The organism is Niallia sp. Kr1 (genome assembly GCF_050389805.1).
Classification (GTDB): domain Bacteria; phylum Bacillota; class Bacilli; order Bacillales; family Cytobacillaceae; genus Bacillus_BD.
On record NZ_CP130945.1, the window covers coordinates 4,321,246 to 4,339,288 of the forward strand.

The window sequence follows — 18,043 nt, forward strand, 5'->3', positions numbered from 1 at the left end:
TTTATTATTAACGGAATATTTTAACTTATGAGTGGAGGTTATGTTAATAATGGACGTATTTGAGGCGATTCAAAACAGACGGGAAGTCACGAAATATCTGGATAAACCCATTCCAAAGGATCAATTAGAACAAATCCTAAATGCTGGATACTTAGCTCCAGCTGGTAATAATCTTCCATCAAGAGAATTCATATTAGTGCAAAAACCTGAAATTTTACAACATTTATCAAAGGCTACTCCCTTTATGCCTTGGTTAGAGGGTGCACAAGCAGCCATTGTGATTACAGGACGACCTGAAGTGAGTAAATACTGGCTTCAAGATGCTTCAATTGCTAGCGGATTTATTTGGTTACAATCAACGGAATTTGGACTAGGGGCAGCTTTTGGAGCCATCTATCATGCCGAGGATGCGGCAGAATCCGCAAAACGAGAAAACTATGTGTTGGAAGCACTCTCTATTCCGGAAGACAGACGCATAGTAGCCATCCTGGGACTGGGCTATCCAGAAGAACAACCACCAGCAAAAGCACAGTTACCAAGAGAAACGATTATTCATTACGACCAATTTCAAAAATAATTCTTCCACAAAATGGGTGGTGCCTGGCACCACCCATTTTGTGCAGGAACCATCCATTTTTTTCCAAACCCTTATTTTTTCCTTCTCCTCTGTCCCCTCCCTTGTTCTACAATTCTTGACATAATCTTGACATTTCCTAATAAAGTTCTGGAAATGCATGGGCTATGATAAAGGTGTAAGAAGAAGACGTCCTTATAGGAGATGATTAATATGAAATGGAAATTAGTAGTATTAGGTGGAGCTTTGGTCGGAACCTTTACATTAGGGGCTATGTTTTCTCCAATCGGACAACCGGAAGCAGGCATCAATGAAGGGACTCCAGCTATGATTCAAACAGTGACGAACGGAAATACCTCCCAACAACTAAACGATTCCGATATCTGCCCTGTTTCAGGTCAAGAAATGGGAAGCGGCGCTGGAATGGGCTATCATTTTGCCGGTTCCTTGTCAACCGTCATCGCTGAAGCCTTCAATATCAGTGTCGAAGAACTACAAACTGCTCGTAGTGAGGGCAAATCCGTTGCAGACTTAGCGAAAGAAAAGAATGTGTCACTCGATGAATTGAAGACGAAAGTGTTGGAAGCTAGAAAGTCAGAACTCCAACAACTTGTATCAGATGGGTCCATCACCCAAGAACAAATGGATGACATGCTAGTGAATATGGAATCTAGGATTGCTTCTGCTCTTGAAAATAACGGATTCGGATTTAATCATGGACATATGAATGGCCGTGGTGGAATGGGAAATGGTCATATGAATCGTGGAAATATGTCTTTTTATTAAATCACAATGAGCTCTGAAGCAAACCTTCAGGGCTTTTTTTACAGAAAAAAAGAAATGGTATAATAAAAGAATAAGATTGGAGGTCATGCTCGTGGGAAAAGTCGTTGCCATTATTGATGATGAAAGCAAAATCCGTGATACCATTAAGTCCTATTTACAGAACGAAGGGTTTGACACGGTTGAAGGGGATGATGGTGTCGCAGCTGTCAAACTTGTAAAAAATCAAACTGTGGACCTCATTTTATTAGACGTGATGATGCCAAATATGGATGGCTTTCAAGCTTTACGCGAAATCCGCTCCATTAGTAGAAAAATGCCCATCATTATGCTGACAGCCAAATCCGAGGAAATCGATAAACTGCTCGGACTTGAAATGGGTGCCGATGATTACATCACAAAACCTTTCAGTATGCGTGAGCTGGTCGCAAGAATTAAAACCGTTTTACGTAGAAGTGAGCCCGATTCCACGGAAGATCCTGATGAACTCATTATCAGAGGACCGATTGAAATCAATCTCAATACATATGAAGTGAAACTAAACGGTACACTCCTTAGTTTAACACCGACAGAATATAAGATTCTTGTTACCCTAGCACAGAAACCAGGTCGTGTTTACAGCCGTTTGCAATTAATGAATAGTGCGATGGGAGAAGCCTTCGCCAACTATGAACGTTCGATTGATACACATGTTAGTAACCTTCGGAAAAAGGTAGAGAAAGACCCTGCACACCCTGAGTTCATTCATACTGTTTATGGGATTGGATATCGCTTCGGAGAAAACACATGAAACTTCAAACCAAACTGACCATTGCTTTTATTTCGATTGTGTTACTGATGGGACTGAGCCAATCCATTTTTTTACAATCCAAAATACAAGATACCTTTCAAAACTATCTCGACCGGCAAAATATCGGATACCTAGAAAGAATGAAGCAAAACCTCACTCTTTTTTATGAAGAAACCGGATCTTGGGAAAATGTCCAACAGGTTTATTTTAACGAATTCACAGGAAATGAACACGGGATGATGATGCGTGGAAATATGAATAGCATGAACATGCATTTGCCGAGCGCCGACCTCCTTCTCCTAGACACCCGTGGCACCGTGATTGCCGATACAACTGGCACGAGAAATGGAGAATCGAGTACAAATTTTAATGGAAAAAAGTCGGATATCACCATCGATGGAAAAAAAGTAGGAACGCTCCTCCTCTATCAATCAGGTCTCCAAAGCCTTGAAAAGGAGTTTATTCTTTCTTCTAATCTTGCCATTATCAATACCAGTATCATCGCGGCTCTGATTGCTGTTCTTCTGAGTATCTGGATCACTAAAAAAATTACAAAACCATTAAAAGAACTCACCAAAAGAACGAAGCAAATTACCCGTGGGGAAAAATGGACACCTGTGACCATTTCGACAAAAGATGAATGGCAGGAACTAGGAGATGCATACAATGAAATGGCCGTTCAACTTGCGAAAAATGAAGAAGTCAGACAAACCCTTGTAGCTGATGTCGCACACGAATTACGAACGCCACTGACGATTCTTCAAGGAGAATTAGAATCGATTCAAGAAGGTGTCAAACAACCAAATGAAGAAGTGATTCTAAAATTAATCGACGAGGTTTACCGCTTAAAACGATTAGTAAATGACCTGCAGCAATTGAGTTTGGCAGAAGCGGGGAAACTTCCACTCCATAAACATCCCGTACAAATCAAAGAACTCATCGAGCGAATCTGTGGAAATTTTCAATGGCTTGCCGATGAGAAACAGATTTCATTACGCTATGATCAAATCTCTGAAGATGTTTGGCTAGAAATAGACCCCGATCGCATCACACAAGTGGTTGTTAATCTCGTTGGAAATGCGCTTCGACATACACCCAATCATGGATTAGTCGAGATCACAGGTTACGAGGGTGACGACTCTTTTATTTTAAAAGTATCAGATAACGGTCCAGGAATCCCAAAAGATACCCTGCCCTTTATTTTTGAGCGTTTTTACAAACGAGACCTATCAAGGTCGCGTTCCGAAAGTGGTACGGGACTTGGACTTTCCATTGCCAAAGGATATGTGGAAGCACACGGGGGAACCATCGCTGTTGACAGTGAAATCAATAAAGGGACCACTTTCACGGTTGTACTCCCCTCAAAACTAGAACACAAAAAGGATGAGGAGCCATAAACGGTCTCATCCTTTTCCAATTTGTGGTAGGTGCCTGACACCTTCCTTTTTTTGGGGAATTATTCTTTTGTCTTCAATTCCAATGGAACTTTAATGATTTCTTCAAGTTTTTCACCATTTAGGATTTGTTCGGCGGCTTTGACTGCCTCTTCGCCCATTAGTGCTGGCTGTTGGGCTACGGTTGCAGTGAGTTGTCCAAGTTCTACGGATTTGATGGCATCTTCTGTGCCGTCAAATCCAACGACGACCACGTCTTGACCTGCTGCTTTGATGGCTTCAATCGCACCTAACGCCATTTCATCATTGTGCGCAAATACCGCTTGTACTCCACTTGTCCCTTGAAGGGTATTTTCCATAACGGTTAGACCTTTCGTTCGATCAAAGTCTGCCGGTTGGCTAGCCACCACTTCAAGTTTACTTTCTGCGATATTGTGGAAGCCTTCTCCACGTTCACGGGTTGCAGATGCTCCTGGTACCCCTTGCAATTCAACAACTTTTGCATTTTCACCGACCTTTTCAACGATAAAGTTAGCTGCCATTTCACCACCTGATACGTTATCAGACGTAATTAATGTTTCCACTTCCCCATTATCTGCAGAACGGTCAATCGTAATAACCGGGATCCCTGCACTGTTTGCTGATTGAACAGCAGAGGATACTGCAGCTGAATCAGTTGGGTTAATTAATAACACATCAACACCCTGTTGGATTAAATCTTCAATTCCACTGATTTCTTTGGAAGCATCGTTTTGCGCATTGACTTCAATGACTTCCATTCCTTTCGCTTTAGCTTCCTCGACAATCGCATCACGCAATGATACGAAGAATGGATTATCTAAAGTTGATACGCTCAACCCGATTTTAATATTTTCATTTCCTCCAGATGAGTTATTCACTAATGGACTTTCCATTGAACAGGCACTAAGAAAAATCATTGTCAACGTAACGAGTATTGCTAGTATTTTCTTCATATTCTCACCCCATTAAGATTTCTTTCGATCAAGTAATACAGCAATTAGGATTACGACACCTTTGACCACTTGTTGATAGAATGATGAAATTCCTAACAAGTTCATTCCGTTATTTAAAATTCCGATTACTAATACCCCGATTAATGTTCCCGTAATCCGTCCTTTACCTCCAGCAAGACTTGTACCCCCTAATACAACGGCAGCAATCGCATCCATTTCATAAGCTTGTCCAGCTGTTGGTTGAGCGGAATTCAGACGAGAAGTTAAAATCATACCTGCTAACGCTGCTAACATCCCACTGATGGAGTATATCCAAATTTTAACCCGGTTTGTTTTGATCCCTGAAATAATGGCAGCCTTTTCATTTCCACCAATCGCATAGGTTTGACGACCAAATGACATTTTATTAAGTAAAAACCATAGAGCAAAGAACGCAATAATCATCGTTACAGCAGGTACTGGAATCGCTAAGAAATATCCTTTTCCAAACAATTGGAATGCGTATGAATCACCAAGACCTGTGATGGGCTTTCCTTCTGTAAACACAAGTGTTAAACCACGATAAACAGTCATCGTTGCTAATGTAACAATGAAAGGAGCTAGTTTTCCTTTCGAAATTAATACCCCATTAATCGCACCTAAGATCGCACCAATCAACGTTCCGATAATAACCGCAAGAATCGGATCAATTCCGGATACCATCATTCCAGCAGCCAGTGCACTAGATAGAGCGAGTATCGAACCGACTGATAAGTCAATTCCGCCGGTTAAAATAACAAACGTCATCCCAAAGGCAATGAGTCCATTAATAGAAATTTGTCTTAATAGATTCATTAGGTTGGCAGGATCTATAAAAGACGGATTTAAAACCGTTACGATTAAAATCAATGCCAATAAAGCGAATAGGGCTCCAAATTTATCTAAGATGGTTGAAAATCTTCCCGTTTTCATCATTTTCCCCCCGTTGCATAAGTCATAATTTTTTCTTGCGTAGCTTCTTCTCTCGTTAACTCTCCTGTGATTTTCCCTTCATGAATAACCAAAACCCGGTCACTCATCCCAAGTACTTCAGGAAGGTCAGAAGAGATCATAATAATCGCTAAACCACGTTCGGTAAGTTCGTTCATTAGATTATAGATTTCACGTTTAGCACCGACGTCGATTCCTCTTGTCGGTTCGTCCATAATCAACACTTTCGGACCTGTGCCAATCCATTTTGCAATGACGACCTTTTGTTGGTTCCCACCTGATAGATTGCCGGCAGCCAGTTCCCCAGACTGTGTTTTGATTTTTAAACGCTGAATCATTTTCTCGACAAATTGCTTTTCATCATCTGTTTTCATGATGCCTTTTGGTGCAAAACTTTCTAAGTTAGGTAAAGACATATTTTCACGAATTGAAAAATCAAGCACAAGTCCTTCGTCTTTCCGATCCTCTGTGATAAAAGCAAGTCCGAATTTAACGGCATGAGATGGATTTTTTATCGTAACAGGTTTTCCATTGATCTTGATTTCTCCGCTATCTAGTGGATCCATTCCAAAGATCGAACGCATAATTTCGGTTCGTCCAGCTCCCATTAATCCAGAGACCCCTAAAATTTCTCCTTCTTTTACAGAAAAGTTAATATCCTGAAACGCACCTTTTCGTGTAAACCCTTCCACTTGTAGGACCGTTTCACCTAATTTTGGATGTCGATCCGGATATCGATCAGACAGTTCACGACCGACCATTTGCTTCACAATTTCTTCAAAATTCGTTTCTTTAATTTGCGAGGTAGCAACGGAAACACCGTCACGCATCACAGTGATTCGATCACAGATTTCAAAGATTTCTTCCATTCGGTGTGAAATATACACGATGGATACGCCATTTGTGGTTAACTCTTTCATAATCACAAACAACTTTTCAATTTCACGGTCGGTTAAAGCTGAGGTTGGTTCATCCATGATGATCACTTTAGCATCCATCATCAGTGCCTTGGCAATTTCAATCATTTGCTGTTCACCGACAGAAAGAGAACCCGCTTCCTTATCAAGCGGAATGGTCAAGTCCAACCTGCTTAGGATGGCTTCAGCCTGTTTTTTCATTTCTTTCGTATTTAATTTTCCGAACGCGTTTGTGATTTCTTTGCCGATAAATAAGTTTTGTAAGACCGTCATTTGCGGCCAAATATTTAATTCTTGTCGAATGAAGGCAAGACCCGCTTTTTCAGCTTCCTTCGAATTTTTATAAAGGGTTTCCTTTTCATCAATCGTGATTTTCCCTTCGTCTTGATGAAAGAGCCCAGTTAAAATATTCATGATCGTAGATTTCCCTGCTCCATTTTCACCCATAAGCGCATGGATTTCGCCAGGTTCAAGAGTAAAGTTCACCCCTTGTAACACCTTATTGGTACCAAAGGCCTTATGAATATTTTCCATGACAATTCTCATGATTTTCACCACCTCTTTTATTTAGAAAAAGACATTCGCTTGTAAAATACAGTTTGAGTAAGGAGTCGTTTCACCGGTACGAATAATTGCTTTTGCATTGACCGTCATTTTTTTAAAATCCTCATGGGATAAAAATTCAATTTCCTGTGAAAAACGAGCTTTCATAAAATCATATTGTTCTGGATTCATATCCTTAATTTCAGAAGCTAGATAGATTTTTTCAATATGCATGTCGTCTGCGACAGATTCGGTGACCTCTTGATAGGAAGGGCTACCAGGTTTGAGTGCAAGGTCAATTTTTTTAACCCCTGCTGGTATCGGAAGTCCCGCATCACCAATGACAATAAAATCCGTATGCCCTAAATCAGCAAGTACTTTTGATATTTCACTATTTAAAATGCCGTGTTTCTTCATTTTAAAGGCTCCCTTCCACTTGGACACGTGTTGGCATTCCGCCTTGTGCGCCAAATTTGGTAATCGACAGGGAAGCCGCACGGTTCGCAAATTTAATCGCTTCCGAGATCTCTTTTCCTTCTGCTACCGCTACGGCAAAGGCTGCGTTAAAAGTATCTCCGGCTCCTGTTGTATCAACCGCTTCTACCACATAAGCTGGAACGACCACCTCAGATGTTCCGTTATGATAACGGACGCCATTTTTCCCTTCCGTGATAATTAATTTATTCGGGTATTGCGCTAACACGTCGGAACGATTTTGATCTCCGAATAATACCGCATATTCGTGTTCATTCGGTGTGATGAAGCTTGCATACTCGATCACTTCACGGCTTAATTCCCTTGCCGGCGCTGGATTTAGAAGTAATTTTTTCCCGAATCGATGACAAAACTCTGCGACATATTCAACGGTATCGGCTGGAGTTTCATGCTGAATCAGAATCATATCTGCTTGTTTTAAAACATCTTCCGCACCTTTTATAAAATCAGGAGTTACTTCATCATTCGCTCCTTTAACAACGATAATACTATTGTCTCCCTCAGCTAGAGTGATATGGGCCGTACCGGATGCACAATGTGTAACCGGTTCCACATTCGTTACAGAAACACCATTTTTCTTCAAATTATCTACAATCTCTGTTCCAAATGCATCGTCCCCGACTCGACCAATCATTTCTACATCAGCGCCAAGCCTTGAAGCAGCAACCGCTTGATTGGCCCCCTTTCCACCGGGTACGGTATGAAAACTTTCCCCTATTAACGTTTCACCCGCTAATGGTCTTTTACTAGCGGTAACAACTAAATCCATTGAAACACTGCCAATGACAGCGATTTTTACCATCTTAATCAACGTCCTTTCTGGTTGAATTTCGCTCAATAAACTGTACTGGAAATTTATAATGTAACTGAGATAATGGCTCTTGGTTTATTTGCCCAATTAATATTTGAGCTGCCTTCATTCCCATCTCATAAGCAGGTTGGTGAATTGTCGATAATCCAGGATACACAATTCCGCTAATATAGATGTCATCAAAGCCAATGATCTGAATGTCGTCTGGAACACAGCGTCCTTGGCGTAAAGCTTCATTTAGTACGGCAATCGCCACGGTATCATTGCAGGCAAGAACGGCATCGGAATCTGGAAATCTTTTAAAAAGCTCCACAGCCGTTCTTTCCCCGTCTTGGAAGGATAATTTTGAATCGATTATATTTATTTTAATATTTTCTTGCTCCAGTATTTCCAGAGCAGCCTGGAAACGTTCTTGAACCGTCTTTACCGTTACCGGTCCTCTTATAATGGTTACTTTCTTACACCCTCGTTCGAGAATTTTCTCAGCTTGAAGTCTACCACCTTGCGTTTGATCCGCAAATACAGCCGGAAACTCCTCCACGATTCGGTCTAGTAATACAATCGGAATCTTTGACCTTTGTATCTTTTTGAAATCGATTTCATTTGTTGATAAAATCAAACCGACAACGTTATTTTGCAAAAAGGTATCAAGGTAGTCGTTTTTCTTTTCTTGCTTGTCATCACTGTTTCCAATAATAAGATGATAGCCTTCTTGGTAAAAATAATCTTCTATTCCCCGTGCAAGGGCTGGAAAAAATGGGTTCGCGATATCTGGTAGAATCAGTCCAATTAATTTGGATTTCTTTTTAAAAAGAGAGCGCGCTACCTCATTCGGTTTATAATGTAATAGATTAATCGCATCGTTGACCGCTTTCCTTGTGTCTTCGTGAACGTATCCATTGTTATTGATCACTCTAGATACCGTTGCTACCGAAACACCCGCAGCTTTTGCAACATCTCGAATAGTTGCCATTTTGTTTCACCACCCTGTAACCGGTTACACATATAATAAAACATTTTGTCGAAATATGCAATGAAAAAGTTTCATTCGAAAATTCCCATATTTTACTAGGTGCCTGACACCTTCCAGTAATTGGAAGGTGTCAGGCACCTACCATTTTTTTACATAGTCTTAACACCTCCTTAAGAAACTATAGATGCTTTTCTAATACAATTATTATAAGATTGATTGATTTGGAGGAGATTTCATGAAGGTGACGGTTGCAGGAACAGGCTATGTCGGGTTGGTAACAGGGGTTTGTTTAGCAGATTTGGGCCATCATGTGACATGCATGGATGTGCAAGAGGAGAAAATAAATCTCCTGAAGGCTGGATATTCCCCCATTTATGAAACAGGATTAGAACCGATTTTACAAAAAAATATAGCCAACGGTCGACTCCACTTCACCACCAATCCAAAAGAAGCGTATGCACAAAATGATCTCATTTTTATAACGGTTGGCACGCCAGAAAATCCAGATGGAACCGCGGATTTACAATATGTTGAGCGTGTTGCCCTTACAATTGCGGGTCAGCTTGAAGATGATGTGATCGTTTGTATGAAAAGTACAGTACCTGTAGGCACAACGGAAAAGGTGCAAAAGATTATCGAACAGAACAAGCCGCCACACCTAGCGGTTGAAGTCGTTTCGAATCCTGAATTTCTTCGCGAAGGATCGGCTGTTGAGGATTTCTATTATGGAGATCGAATTGTCATCGGCTCTCGAAATCAGGAAGCTGCTGCTACTTTAGAAGAATTATATTCTCCCCTGCAAATTCCGATGATTAAAACCGATATCCGAAGCGCAGAAATGATTAAATATGCGTCAAATGCCTTTTTAGCCACGAAAATTAGTTTTATTAATGAGATTTCAACGCTTTGTGAAAAAATTGGAGCCAATATTGATGAGGTCGCAAGTGGTATTGGAAGTGACCGCCGGATTGGACCACATTTTCTTCAAGCTGGAATTGGCTATGGAGGTTCCTGTTTTCCAAAGGATACAAAAGCGCTCGCTCAATTGGCTGGGAATGTTCAACATCCCTTTGAGCTGCTAGAGGCAGTCATCAAGGTAAATAATCGTCAACAATCCTTACCCGTTGAAAAAGCAAAGCATCTACTAGGTTCTTTACAAGGATTAAAAGTGGCGGTCCTCGGAATTGCGTTTAAGCCGAAAACAGACGATATTCGTGAAGCAGCTTCCATTAAAATCATCACAGAATTACTAAATGAAGGGGCAATTGTGACAGCTTACGATCCCGTTGCCATCCCGAACGCAGAAAAAGTCTTTGGTGAAAAAGTGATGTTTACCGATGAAATTCGCGAAGCGATCTTACACGCAGATTTAGCCATTATCGCAACCGAATGGGACCAAATCAAGATGTTTCCCCTCTATTTATACAGTGAATATATGAACGACGCGCTCATCATTGATGGACGAAACTGCTATTCCCTAGCCCAGGCAAAACGACACGAGATTAAATATATATCAATTGGTCGACCAGTGGAACAGGGGGACGGTTCTCCTGTTTCACTCAATTAAAACAGTTAAACCGTGTATCCTTGGTATAGCCACCATCTCTGTTAACAAGTGAAACAAGGAGAACCGTCCCCCTGTTTCACAAAAATTAATCATTCCTTTACACGGTCTAAATATAAGTTTCTTACAATGAGGGTATCCGAATGTTAAAGGAGTCTTGCAGATGTCTAAATTGTTAATGAGCTGTTATCAGTTGGAATGTCGATTATTCCAAAAGGTCAATCGTCATTTTGACAAGAAGGTTTTGAACTTATTTTTTCGTACAATTACTAACCTAGGCGGTGCCATTTTTACCATCATTACTGCTATTCTATTACTCATTTTTTCAGCAGAATCTTATAAAATGGTTGCTGTTGCAAGTGCCCTGTCTTTGGCACTTAGTCATCTTCCAGTTCAAATCGTCAAAAAGCTGTTTCCGCGAAAGAGACCTTATTTGATTTTGGAAGAAACAAAATACCCTGTGAACCCTTTACAGGATCACTCTTTTCCATCTGGTCATACAACAGCATCTTTTTCACTGATGATTCCCTATATTCTTTATGCACCTTTACTCACCTTTGTATTATTGCCGCTTTGTCTTAGTGTAGGATTGTCACGAGTCTATTTAGGTCTCCATTATCCTTCAGATGTACTTGCCGGAGGCTTACTTGGAACAGCCACAGGGATCTTTTGCTTCTTTCTATTAAACTAACAAAGGGAATTTTACAATTTGTATAGGGGGAACTCCAATGAAATTGGCTATTTTTACAGATACGTATTACCCTGACATCAACGGCGTAGCGAAAACACTAAAACGACTAACGGATTATTTAGATGACCAGAAGATTGAGTATAAAATTTTCGCACCGAAAACAACAGCTGGTGAATATGTTTCGGAAAATATTCACCGCTTTGAAAGCCTATCTTTTTTCTTATATCCCGAATGCCGCCTGGCACTCCCGAATTTTATCCAAATCAAAAAAGAGTTGCAAAACTTTTCTCCTGATTTAATTCATGTCGCAACCCCGTTTAATATCGGTCTTTGCGGTGTGTATTATGCGAAAAAATTCAACATCCCGTTGGTGGGATCCTATCATACCAACTTTGATCAATATTTGCAGTATTATGATTTGCCGTTTTTATCGAAATTGGTGTGGAAATACATGAGCTGGTTCCATCAACCTTTTGAAAAACTATTCGTTCCTTCTATGGATACATTGGAAGAGTTGAAAGAGCGCAAATTTGAAAACTTAGAAATTTGGCCTCGAGGGGTCGATTGCCAGCTATTTCACCCCCAATATGATAAGGTCGTGACCCGCGAAAAATGGGGTGTCACAAAAAAATATTTATTAACGTATGTAGGAAGGCTGGCGCCTGAGAAAAAGGTTAAGAATCTTCTTGAGATTCAAAAACTACTGCCTCCCTCCTATGCAGAGCAGATTGATTGGTTAATCGTCGGCGATGGACCGACACGAGATGAAATGGAAAAAGAAGCTCCTAGCAATATGATTTTTACTGGTTACCAAAGTGGCACAGAGCTAGCTGAAATATACAGTGCCTCGGATTTGTTCGTGTTCCCTTCTCCAACGGAAACGTTTGGAAATGTTGTGTTGGAATCATTGGCAAGTGGGACACCTGTCATTGGAGCTAATTCAGGTGGAGTGAAAAATGTGATTCAGGATGACGTCACAGGTATCTTATGTGAGCCTGACAATTCCTCCGAGTTTGCCGATTCAATCGTGAAGCTCCTCTCTCATGAAAGCTTACGCTGGCAAATGAGAAGTGAAGGTCGAAAATATGCCTTATCCCAAAGATGGGATCAGATCTTCCAACGGCTCTTGATGCAGTATGAGGAAGTCATTGAGCAGGGTAGAAATCGAAAATATGCATGAGACTGGTTCCCTTTTTATAGCGGGTGTTGTGCTATAGGAGGGGATTTTTTTGTGTGCAAATAAGAAAAAACAGATCCTCGTTTATAGCGAAAATCTCACGACATACTCTTCATTAATTCCATTATTCTTTCTTCTGAAAGCTTGGTTACTTTTATAATGAATTCTAGCGCTAAACCTTCTTTAACACTTTCTACTGCAATTTCTTAACTTACCTTCTGCAATCCCCTTTTCCATAAGTTCTTCTTCAAGCACTTCGTATAACTTTGCTATTTTCATCGCCTCTAAAATTTCACTCATGAATTTGTTGATAATAATACCAGTTTCATTTCTTAATACACCCGTACTGACCAAATATTCACTTATTTTTTTGATATAATAAAAATAGAAACAGGTCATATTTTCCTCAACTTTAAAACACTTCTACCGATACCCCTCAGAAATCAAATTGATAATTTTGTAAGCGTTGGCAAATACTATAAATGAACATTCAACAAAAGAGGCGATGACATATGACGATCCGAAAGATTCTATATTGTGTTTTAGCCATCATCATTATTTTTATGATCAATGCGTGTAGTAATCCCTTTAAAAATCAAACCCACGAAGGGCAGAAAAAAGAAAGCCAAGTTGAAGAGAACGCACCCATAAACGTACGAAATCCACCAAAAAAAGAACCCATCGAACCTGAACCCGAACCGATTGTCAAAAGCATCAAGCTCTCTGCGATCGGAGATATTTTAATTCATGGGAGAGTGTATAATGCTGCAAAAGTCGGGAATCACCAGTATGATTTCACCCCGATGTTGGAAAAAGTAAAGCCGTATCTGCAACAAGCCGACATTACGTTTGCGAATCAGGAAACGATGATTGGAGGCGTTGAAATCGGTTTGTCCACCTACCCTACTTTTAACAGTCCGGTAGAGGTCGGTGACGCGTTAAAGGATGCGGGGGTAGATATTGTCTCGCTGGCGAATAACCACACGCTAGATAAACGAGATAAAGCTGTCCCGCGAGCGATTGATCACTGGAATACAATTGGCATGCACTATACTGGGGCCTATCAGTCATTTGAAGATCAACAACAAATTCGGGTAATTGAAAAAGACGGGATCAAGGTAGCATTTATTGCGTATACGTACGGAACAAATGGAATTCCCGTTCCAAAAGGAAAGGAATATCTCGTGAATCTCATTGATCAACAAAAGATAAAAGAGGAAATTGATCGTGCGGAGGAACTAGCCGATGTCGTAGCGATCAGTCTTCATTTTGGAAACGAGTATGAACGAATCCCTAACCAGTTGCAAAGAGAGTTAGCGCAGTTTGCTGCCGATGAAGGGGCTGATCTGATTATTGGTACCCATCCCCATGTTTTACAACCAGTTTCTTGGGTAGAGACGAAAGACGGACGAAAAGCCTTTGTAATGTATTCGCTTGGCAACTTTTTATCTGGACAAGAGGGGCTTTATAAGAAAATCGGCGGAATTGCCTCGATTGAAATTGAAAAAATAATCGATGGCGAGCAAACAGAGGTTAGCTTAAAAAACCCTGCATTTCTGCCGACCTATGTGAGAGGGCAAGATTATAAAGTCATCCCCATGCATGAGTTAACGAGTGAGGATGTGCAAAATGCACAGGGGCTTTATGAGGAGATTAAAAAACATATGGGACAAGAGGTACCGGATTTGGAGTTTGGTGTTTAACAGGTTAATGAACTACGAGCGGTTCTTATGAGCTAAAAAAGCAACCAATTGGTTGCTTTTTTAAGTATGATTAAATTAACTCTGCAGCTCAACCGCTTCTTCCGTTGTTGCTTCCCCTACAAGTGGTGGTTTAGGAAGCAACAGGTTCATGATTGCCGCTCCTACCAAGATAATGACGGATAGATAAAAAGCCATATCATAGTTTCCGAACTCACTAAATAATAAGCCAGGTACATAAGCTCCTAAGGCTGAACCTATTTGATGACCTAAAGATAGACAACCCACTATAAACCCGATGGAATAGTGTTTAAAGTATTGTGTAGCGAGTAATTGAGTAGGTGCTACAGTAGCGAAATCCACTAATCCGAACAAACCTGCAAAAATAAGTAACAACATTGGGTTTTGGCTATATAAAAGGATCACAATCGATAAAGCGCGAGTGAAATACAAGAAAACAAGCAACTTTCGACTGCTCCAATAATCGATAATGACCCCTGAACATAAGATTCCAATAATATTAAACGCAGCCAATAAACTGACTGCCGCACTTGTCACAGTCGTTGAAAATCCATGATTGTGGGAGTAAGGAATTAAATGCGTATCGATCAGACCTGTAGTGGTAAAGCCACAAATAGCAAAAGGTAAAATTAAGAACCAGAATTGCCTTTTTCTTAAAACCTCCCAAATAGAAAACTGGACCCCATTTTGATTTTCTTGTTGGGGTACCTCTTCTTTGATGAAGCCTCCAATCGGGGCCATCCCTTTTTCACTTGGATGATTTCGAATGAATAAGAGTACGACAGGGAATACAATCACAAGTAATAAGAGTGATGTTAAGAAAATCGTAATTCGCCAATCAAAGAAATGGATTAAAAACAGCGAACCGGGGACAATTAACATTTGCCCGAATCCAAATCCTGCTTCCAAAATTCCTAAAGCTAGTCCACGTTTTTTATTGAACCAATTCATGACAAGAACGGTACCCGCGACATTCGAGGCGCCTCCAACCCCAATCGAAACAAATGCATAAAGAACAAATAATTGCCATGGCTGAGTGACGAATGTCATCAGTAAAAAGCTTAATCCTACCAAACACGTACTGATGGATAAAATAAAACGAGCTCCTAATTTATCGATTAGTCTGCCGATAATCGGTTGAGAGATCCCATAAATCACAAAACTTAAAGTCGAAATGAGCGAGGTCGTTTCTCGGTCCATGGAAAAGTCTCTCTCCCATGGTTCTACAAAAGCTCCAAAAGCAAGACGACCACCTTGAACCGCTAAAAAAGACAAAAACGTAACAAAAACAATGATCCAAGCATAGTGAAATTTACTTTTCATCATAACCTTTTTCCTTATTCCTTCCGAAAAAATGTTTTTACTATTTTAATAGTGAGTAGTTTATACCTAACTATCTATTATATCAAGATCATGGTGGTTTGATCGTACACGGTTAGCTCTATCGGACTGCTTTCGGTGGTTTTCCAACTACGTTGTCCGATGTTGATAAAAAAGAAACACTCGGTATGACAACCAAGTGTTTCCCTGTCTTTTATGAAACAACGAGAACCGTCCCCAGTGTTCTTACAAACTATCCCCAAAGTCTGCTCTAAACTTCGCCATTAGTTCTTCCTGCCAGTCGGAGGTAGAGGTTAATTTTCCGAAGAAGAAGCGTAATACGCTTGGTTCTTCTACGAATTTAAGACCACCAATTAATTTACGGTTTTCATATAACCAAGCAACTCGATCAATTGCATAGTTTACTTGTGATAACGTGTAGACACGGCGAGGCATAGCTAGTCGAACTAATTCCATATGGGATAAGGTTTCGTTTCCGTCTTCATCACGCTGTTCGGACATTGTGCCTCTCTCCATCCCGCGAACGCCACTTACTAGATAAAGGGCTGCTGCAAGAGCTCCTGCTGGATATTCCGTTTGAGGAATATGATCAACAAATTCCATCGCATTGATATGACAGCCTAATCCTCCTGGAGGTGTAACGACTGGAACGCCCTTCTTCTGAAGTTCTTCAGCCATATAAGCAATGAACTGAGGACCTTGGTTAATCATATTTTCATCCATCGTTTCATCAAGACCAACAACCATAGCCTCCATTTCACGTACGGACATTCCTCCATAAGTTAAAAATCCTTCGTAAAGCGTCACATATTCACGCATTTTCATATAAACGTCTTCACTGTTTGTACAAATTCCGCCGCCTCTTGCACAGCCTAGTTTACGAGCAGAGAAGTAGATAATATCACATAAATCAGCGATTTCACGAGTAATTTCGCGGATACTCTTATCTTGATAAGCTTCTTCTCTTGTTTTGATAAAATGAAGGTTATCTGCCAACAAACTTGCATCCAGTACTAAAAGGATTCCGTATTCATCGCACACTTTACGAACGTCATGTAGATTTTGCAAGGAATGTGGCTGTCCACCAATTAGATTGGTACCTGCTTCCATTCGGACAAATGGAATATTCTCCACTCCGTTTGTTTCAATGACATCTCTTAATCTAGCAATATCCATGTTTCCTTTGAACAGATCGTCACTGACAATAGTCAAGGCTTCATCTTTGAATACTTCCTCAACGCGTCCGCCATTTACCGTAATATGTGATTTTGTTGTGGTGAAATGATAGTTCATTGGGACAACCGATCCCTGTTTCACGTATGTTTTAGAAAGAATATTTTCACAGGCTCTCCCTTGGTGGGCAGGTAGAAAATATTTTTTTCCAAAAATCTCTTCGATTTTGTTTTCTAATTTTGTAAAGGTTGAAGAACCGGCATAACTATCGTCCGCTTCTAACATCGCCGCTTGTTGTTTGTCGCTCATGGCATTGACACCACTATCCGTCAGCATGTCCATGAAAACATCTTTATTTTTCAAAAGAAAGGTATTGTAACCTGCTTCTTTGATTGCCTCTAATCTTTGTTCAATCGGTGGTAAATTTAATTTTTGAACAATTCGCACCTTATGCATTTCTAATGGAACTTCATTTCCATAATAAAATTTAATATTCCCCATACTTCGTCACCCCATCTTTTATCTTTAACACCCTATTACATTAAAGCGTTTAAGCTTAAAACTATTGAATATTATATTACTATATATTGCTAATTTTTGAAAGAGTAGTAGAATAAATATTTCAGAAAAATGAGTTTGGGGAATCGCTGTGACTATATTCTTAATTTAAGCAATAGTTATTCCAATATTCAGACTGTTTATGATATAATAACCCTACTCTAAACGAGGAGGGATGATCGGTGAAAAAAGGATTTCATTGGTTGATGATCTTGCTTGTAGTTTCTCTATTCAGTTTGACGCCATTTTTTGCTGATAACAGTTCCCATCCTCAAACCGATACACAACATCCTATCATCACATTTGATTGGGATAGTGGAACACAAACTGGAGATAACACAGACAAGAAAGAATCAATCGTGCCAGGAACGTCTGCCTTCGGAGATATGGAAACAGCTATGATCATTCTGCTATTGCTTGTTCAATGTGCAGCTTATCTCCCTCAACTGAGGCGGCGTTTATTTATCGAAACGACCTTTAACCAGTCTAATTATGTATCCCACTTCTATTGATTTTCGTTAATCAATATAAATTTAAAAGGAGTGGTCAACTATGTGGTTTCGCTATTTCATGATTGGATTCCTGTCACTAACCG

At 40.2% G+C, this 18,043-nt stretch carries 18 protein-coding genes; 9 read left to right on the forward strand and 9 right to left on the reverse strand.

Annotated elements, in window-relative coordinates; translation table 11 throughout:
- The first annotated feature begins 49 nt into the window (after positions 1-49).
- The 4 genes from Q5760_RS21320 to Q5760_RS21335 all read left to right on the forward strand — a co-directional run bounded on the left by Q5760_RS21320 (position 50) and on the right by Q5760_RS21335 (position 3,544).
- The gene (locus Q5760_RS21320; protein ID WP_428909593.1) at positions 50-577 is read left to right on the forward strand and encodes a nitroreductase family protein; all 528 of its coding nucleotides are present in this window, start codon (positions 50-52) and stop codon (positions 575-577) included.
- Between the two features lie 210 nt (positions 578-787).
- Entirely contained in the window at positions 788-1,360 is a 573-nt protein-coding gene (locus tag Q5760_RS21325) for a DUF2680 domain-containing protein (protein WP_428909594.1), read from the forward strand.
- 85 nt (positions 1,361-1,445) lie between these two features.
- The gene (locus tag Q5760_RS21330; RefSeq protein WP_428909595.1) at positions 1,446-2,147 is read left to right on the forward strand and encodes a response regulator transcription factor; all 702 of its coding nucleotides are present in this window, start codon (positions 1,446-1,448) and stop codon (positions 2,145-2,147) included.
- A complete protein-coding gene (locus Q5760_RS21335; protein WP_428909596.1) occupies positions 2,144-3,544 on the forward strand; it encodes an ATP-binding protein in 1,401 nt (466 codons plus the stop codon). Before Q5760_RS21330 ends, Q5760_RS21335 begins: the two co-directional genes overlap by 4 nt.
- Before the next feature lie 59 nt (positions 3,545-3,603).
- Here the strand turns inward: Q5760_RS21335 and rbsB are convergent, their stop codons facing one another.
- From rbsB to Q5760_RS21365, 6 genes are read right to left on the reverse strand one after another with little or no spacing between them, the layout of a single operon-like run.
- Complete coding sequence (rbsB, locus tag Q5760_RS21340; RefSeq protein ID WP_428909597.1) at positions 3,604-4,515, reverse strand: ribose ABC transporter substrate-binding protein RbsB; 912 nt, start codon at positions 4,513-4,515, stop codon at positions 3,604-3,606.
- 12 nt (positions 4,516-4,527) lie between these two features.
- Positions 4,528-5,466, reverse strand: a complete 939-nt coding sequence (locus Q5760_RS21345; protein WP_428909598.1) for an ABC transporter permease subunit — start codon at positions 5,464-5,466, stop codon at positions 4,528-4,530.
- Positions 5,466-6,947: a sugar ABC transporter ATP-binding protein gene (locus Q5760_RS21350; RefSeq protein ID WP_428909599.1), complete on the reverse strand. Its 1,482-nt coding sequence runs from the start codon at positions 6,945-6,947 to the stop codon at positions 5,466-5,468. Before Q5760_RS21350 ends, Q5760_RS21345 begins: the two co-directional genes overlap by 1 nt.
- A 21-nt stretch (positions 6,948-6,968) precedes the next feature.
- Complete coding sequence (rbsD, locus tag Q5760_RS21355; RefSeq protein ID WP_428909600.1) at positions 6,969-7,361, reverse strand: D-ribose pyranase; 393 nt, start codon at positions 7,359-7,361, stop codon at positions 6,969-6,971.
- A 1-nt stretch (position 7,362) separates the two neighbouring features.
- Positions 7,363-8,241 (reverse strand): ribokinase, encoded by an 879-nt coding sequence (rbsK, locus tag Q5760_RS21360; protein ID WP_428909601.1) that lies wholly within the window; start codon positions 8,239-8,241, stop codon positions 7,363-7,365.
- A 1-nt stretch (position 8,242) separates the two neighbouring features.
- On the reverse strand, positions 8,243-9,223 hold the full coding sequence (locus tag Q5760_RS21365; RefSeq protein ID WP_428909602.1) for a LacI family DNA-binding transcriptional regulator: 981 nt from the start codon (positions 9,221-9,223) through the stop codon (positions 8,243-8,245).
- A 235-nt stretch (positions 9,224-9,458) separates the two neighbouring features.
- On the opposite strand from Q5760_RS21365, the gene Q5760_RS21370 reads away from it, so the two are divergent.
- The 3 genes from Q5760_RS21370 (at position 9,459) to Q5760_RS21380 (ending at position 12,658) form a co-directional block, all read left to right on the forward strand.
- Positions 9,459-10,790, forward strand: coding sequence for a UDP-glucose dehydrogenase family protein (locus Q5760_RS21370; RefSeq protein WP_428909603.1), 1,332 nt, complete (start codon positions 9,459-9,461; stop codon positions 10,788-10,790).
- A 160-nt stretch (positions 10,791-10,950) separates the two neighbouring features.
- Complete coding sequence (locus Q5760_RS21375) at positions 10,951-11,478, forward strand: phosphatase PAP2 family protein (protein ID WP_428909604.1); 528 nt, start codon at positions 10,951-10,953, stop codon at positions 11,476-11,478.
- A 37-nt stretch (positions 11,479-11,515) separates the two neighbouring features.
- Complete coding sequence (locus Q5760_RS21380) at positions 11,516-12,658, forward strand: glycosyltransferase family 4 protein (protein ID WP_428909605.1); 1,143 nt, start codon at positions 11,516-11,518, stop codon at positions 12,656-12,658.
- 180 nt (positions 12,659-12,838) lie between these two features.
- Here the strand turns inward: Q5760_RS21380 and Q5760_RS21385 are convergent, their stop codons facing one another.
- Complete coding sequence (locus tag Q5760_RS21385; protein WP_428909606.1) at positions 12,839-13,054, reverse strand: hypothetical protein; 216 nt, start codon at positions 13,052-13,054, stop codon at positions 12,839-12,841.
- 113 nt (positions 13,055-13,167) lie between these two features.
- Here Q5760_RS21385 and Q5760_RS21390 point away from each other — a divergent pair, with 113 nt between their 5' ends.
- The gene (locus Q5760_RS21390) at positions 13,168-14,358 is read left to right on the forward strand and encodes a CapA family protein (RefSeq protein ID WP_428909607.1); all 1,191 of its coding nucleotides are present in this window, start codon (positions 13,168-13,170) and stop codon (positions 14,356-14,358) included.
- A 75-nt stretch (positions 14,359-14,433) separates the two neighbouring features.
- Here Q5760_RS21390 and Q5760_RS21395 read toward each other — a convergent pair whose 3' ends face one another.
- Both Q5760_RS21395 and Q5760_RS21400 read right to left on the reverse strand, forming a co-directional pair.
- Positions 14,434-15,699, reverse strand: coding sequence for an MFS transporter (locus tag Q5760_RS21395; RefSeq protein ID WP_428909608.1), 1,266 nt, complete (start codon positions 15,697-15,699; stop codon positions 14,434-14,436).
- 243 nt (positions 15,700-15,942) lie between these two features.
- Positions 15,943-17,391, reverse strand: coding sequence for a tryptophanase (locus Q5760_RS21400; protein WP_428909609.1), 1,449 nt, complete (start codon positions 17,389-17,391; stop codon positions 15,943-15,945).
- Positions 17,392-17,630: 239 nt separating this feature from the next.
- Here Q5760_RS21400 and Q5760_RS21405 point away from each other — a divergent pair, with 239 nt between their 5' ends.
- Positions 17,631-17,960, forward strand: coding sequence for a hypothetical protein (locus tag Q5760_RS21405; protein WP_428909610.1), 330 nt, complete (start codon positions 17,631-17,633; stop codon positions 17,958-17,960).
- Positions 17,961-18,043 lie beyond the last annotated feature (83 nt).

Coding starts and splice junctions, on each gene's coding strand:
- Q5760_RS21325 (WP_428909594.1), top strand. CDS start 788: ATGAAATGGAAATTAGTAGTATTAGGTGGAGCTTTGGTCGGAACCTTT.
- Q5760_RS21390 (WP_428909607.1), top strand. CDS start 13,168: ATGACGATCCGAAAGATTCTATATTGTGTTTTAGCCATCATCATTATT.
- rbsD (WP_428909600.1), bottom strand. CDS start 7,361: ATGAAGAAACACGGCATTTTAAATAGTGAAATATCAAAAGTACTTGCT.
- Q5760_RS21320 (WP_428909593.1), top strand. CDS start 50: ATGGACGTATTTGAGGCGATTCAAAACAGACGGGAAGTCACGAAATAT.
- Q5760_RS21345 (WP_428909598.1), bottom strand. CDS start 5,466: ATGAAAACGGGAAGATTTTCAACCATCTTAGATAAATTTGGAGCCCTA.
- rbsB (WP_428909597.1), bottom strand. CDS start 4,515: ATGAAGAAAATACTAGCAATACTCGTTACGTTGACAATGATTTTTCTT.
- Q5760_RS21385 (WP_428909606.1), bottom strand. CDS start 13,054: ATGACCTGTTTCTATTTTTATTATATCAAAAAAATAAGTGAATATTTG.
- Q5760_RS21350 (WP_428909599.1), bottom strand. CDS start 6,947: ATGAGAATTGTCATGGAAAATATTCATAAGGCCTTTGGTACCAATAAG.
- Q5760_RS21365 (WP_428909602.1), bottom strand. CDS start 9,223: ATGGCAACTATTCGAGATGTTGCAAAAGCTGCGGGTGTTTCGGTAGCA.
- Q5760_RS21400 (WP_428909609.1), bottom strand. CDS start 17,391: ATGGGGAATATTAAATTTTATTATGGAAATGAAGTTCCATTAGAAATG.
- Q5760_RS21370 (WP_428909603.1), top strand. CDS start 9,459: ATGAAGGTGACGGTTGCAGGAACAGGCTATGTCGGGTTGGTAACAGGG.
- Q5760_RS21375 (WP_428909604.1), top strand. CDS start 10,951: ATGTCTAAATTGTTAATGAGCTGTTATCAGTTGGAATGTCGATTATTC.
- rbsK (WP_428909601.1), bottom strand. CDS start 8,241: ATGGTAAAAATCGCTGTCATTGGCAGTGTTTCAATGGATTTAGTTGTT.
- Q5760_RS21380 (WP_428909605.1), top strand. CDS start 11,516: ATGAAATTGGCTATTTTTACAGATACGTATTACCCTGACATCAACGGC.
- Q5760_RS21395 (WP_428909608.1), bottom strand. CDS start 15,699: ATGAAAAGTAAATTTCACTATGCTTGGATCATTGTTTTTGTTACGTTT.
- Q5760_RS21330 (WP_428909595.1), top strand. CDS start 1,446: ATGCTCGTGGGAAAAGTCGTTGCCATTATTGATGATGAAAGCAAAATC.
- Q5760_RS21335 (WP_428909596.1), top strand. CDS start 2,144: ATGAAACTTCAAACCAAACTGACCATTGCTTTTATTTCGATTGTGTTA.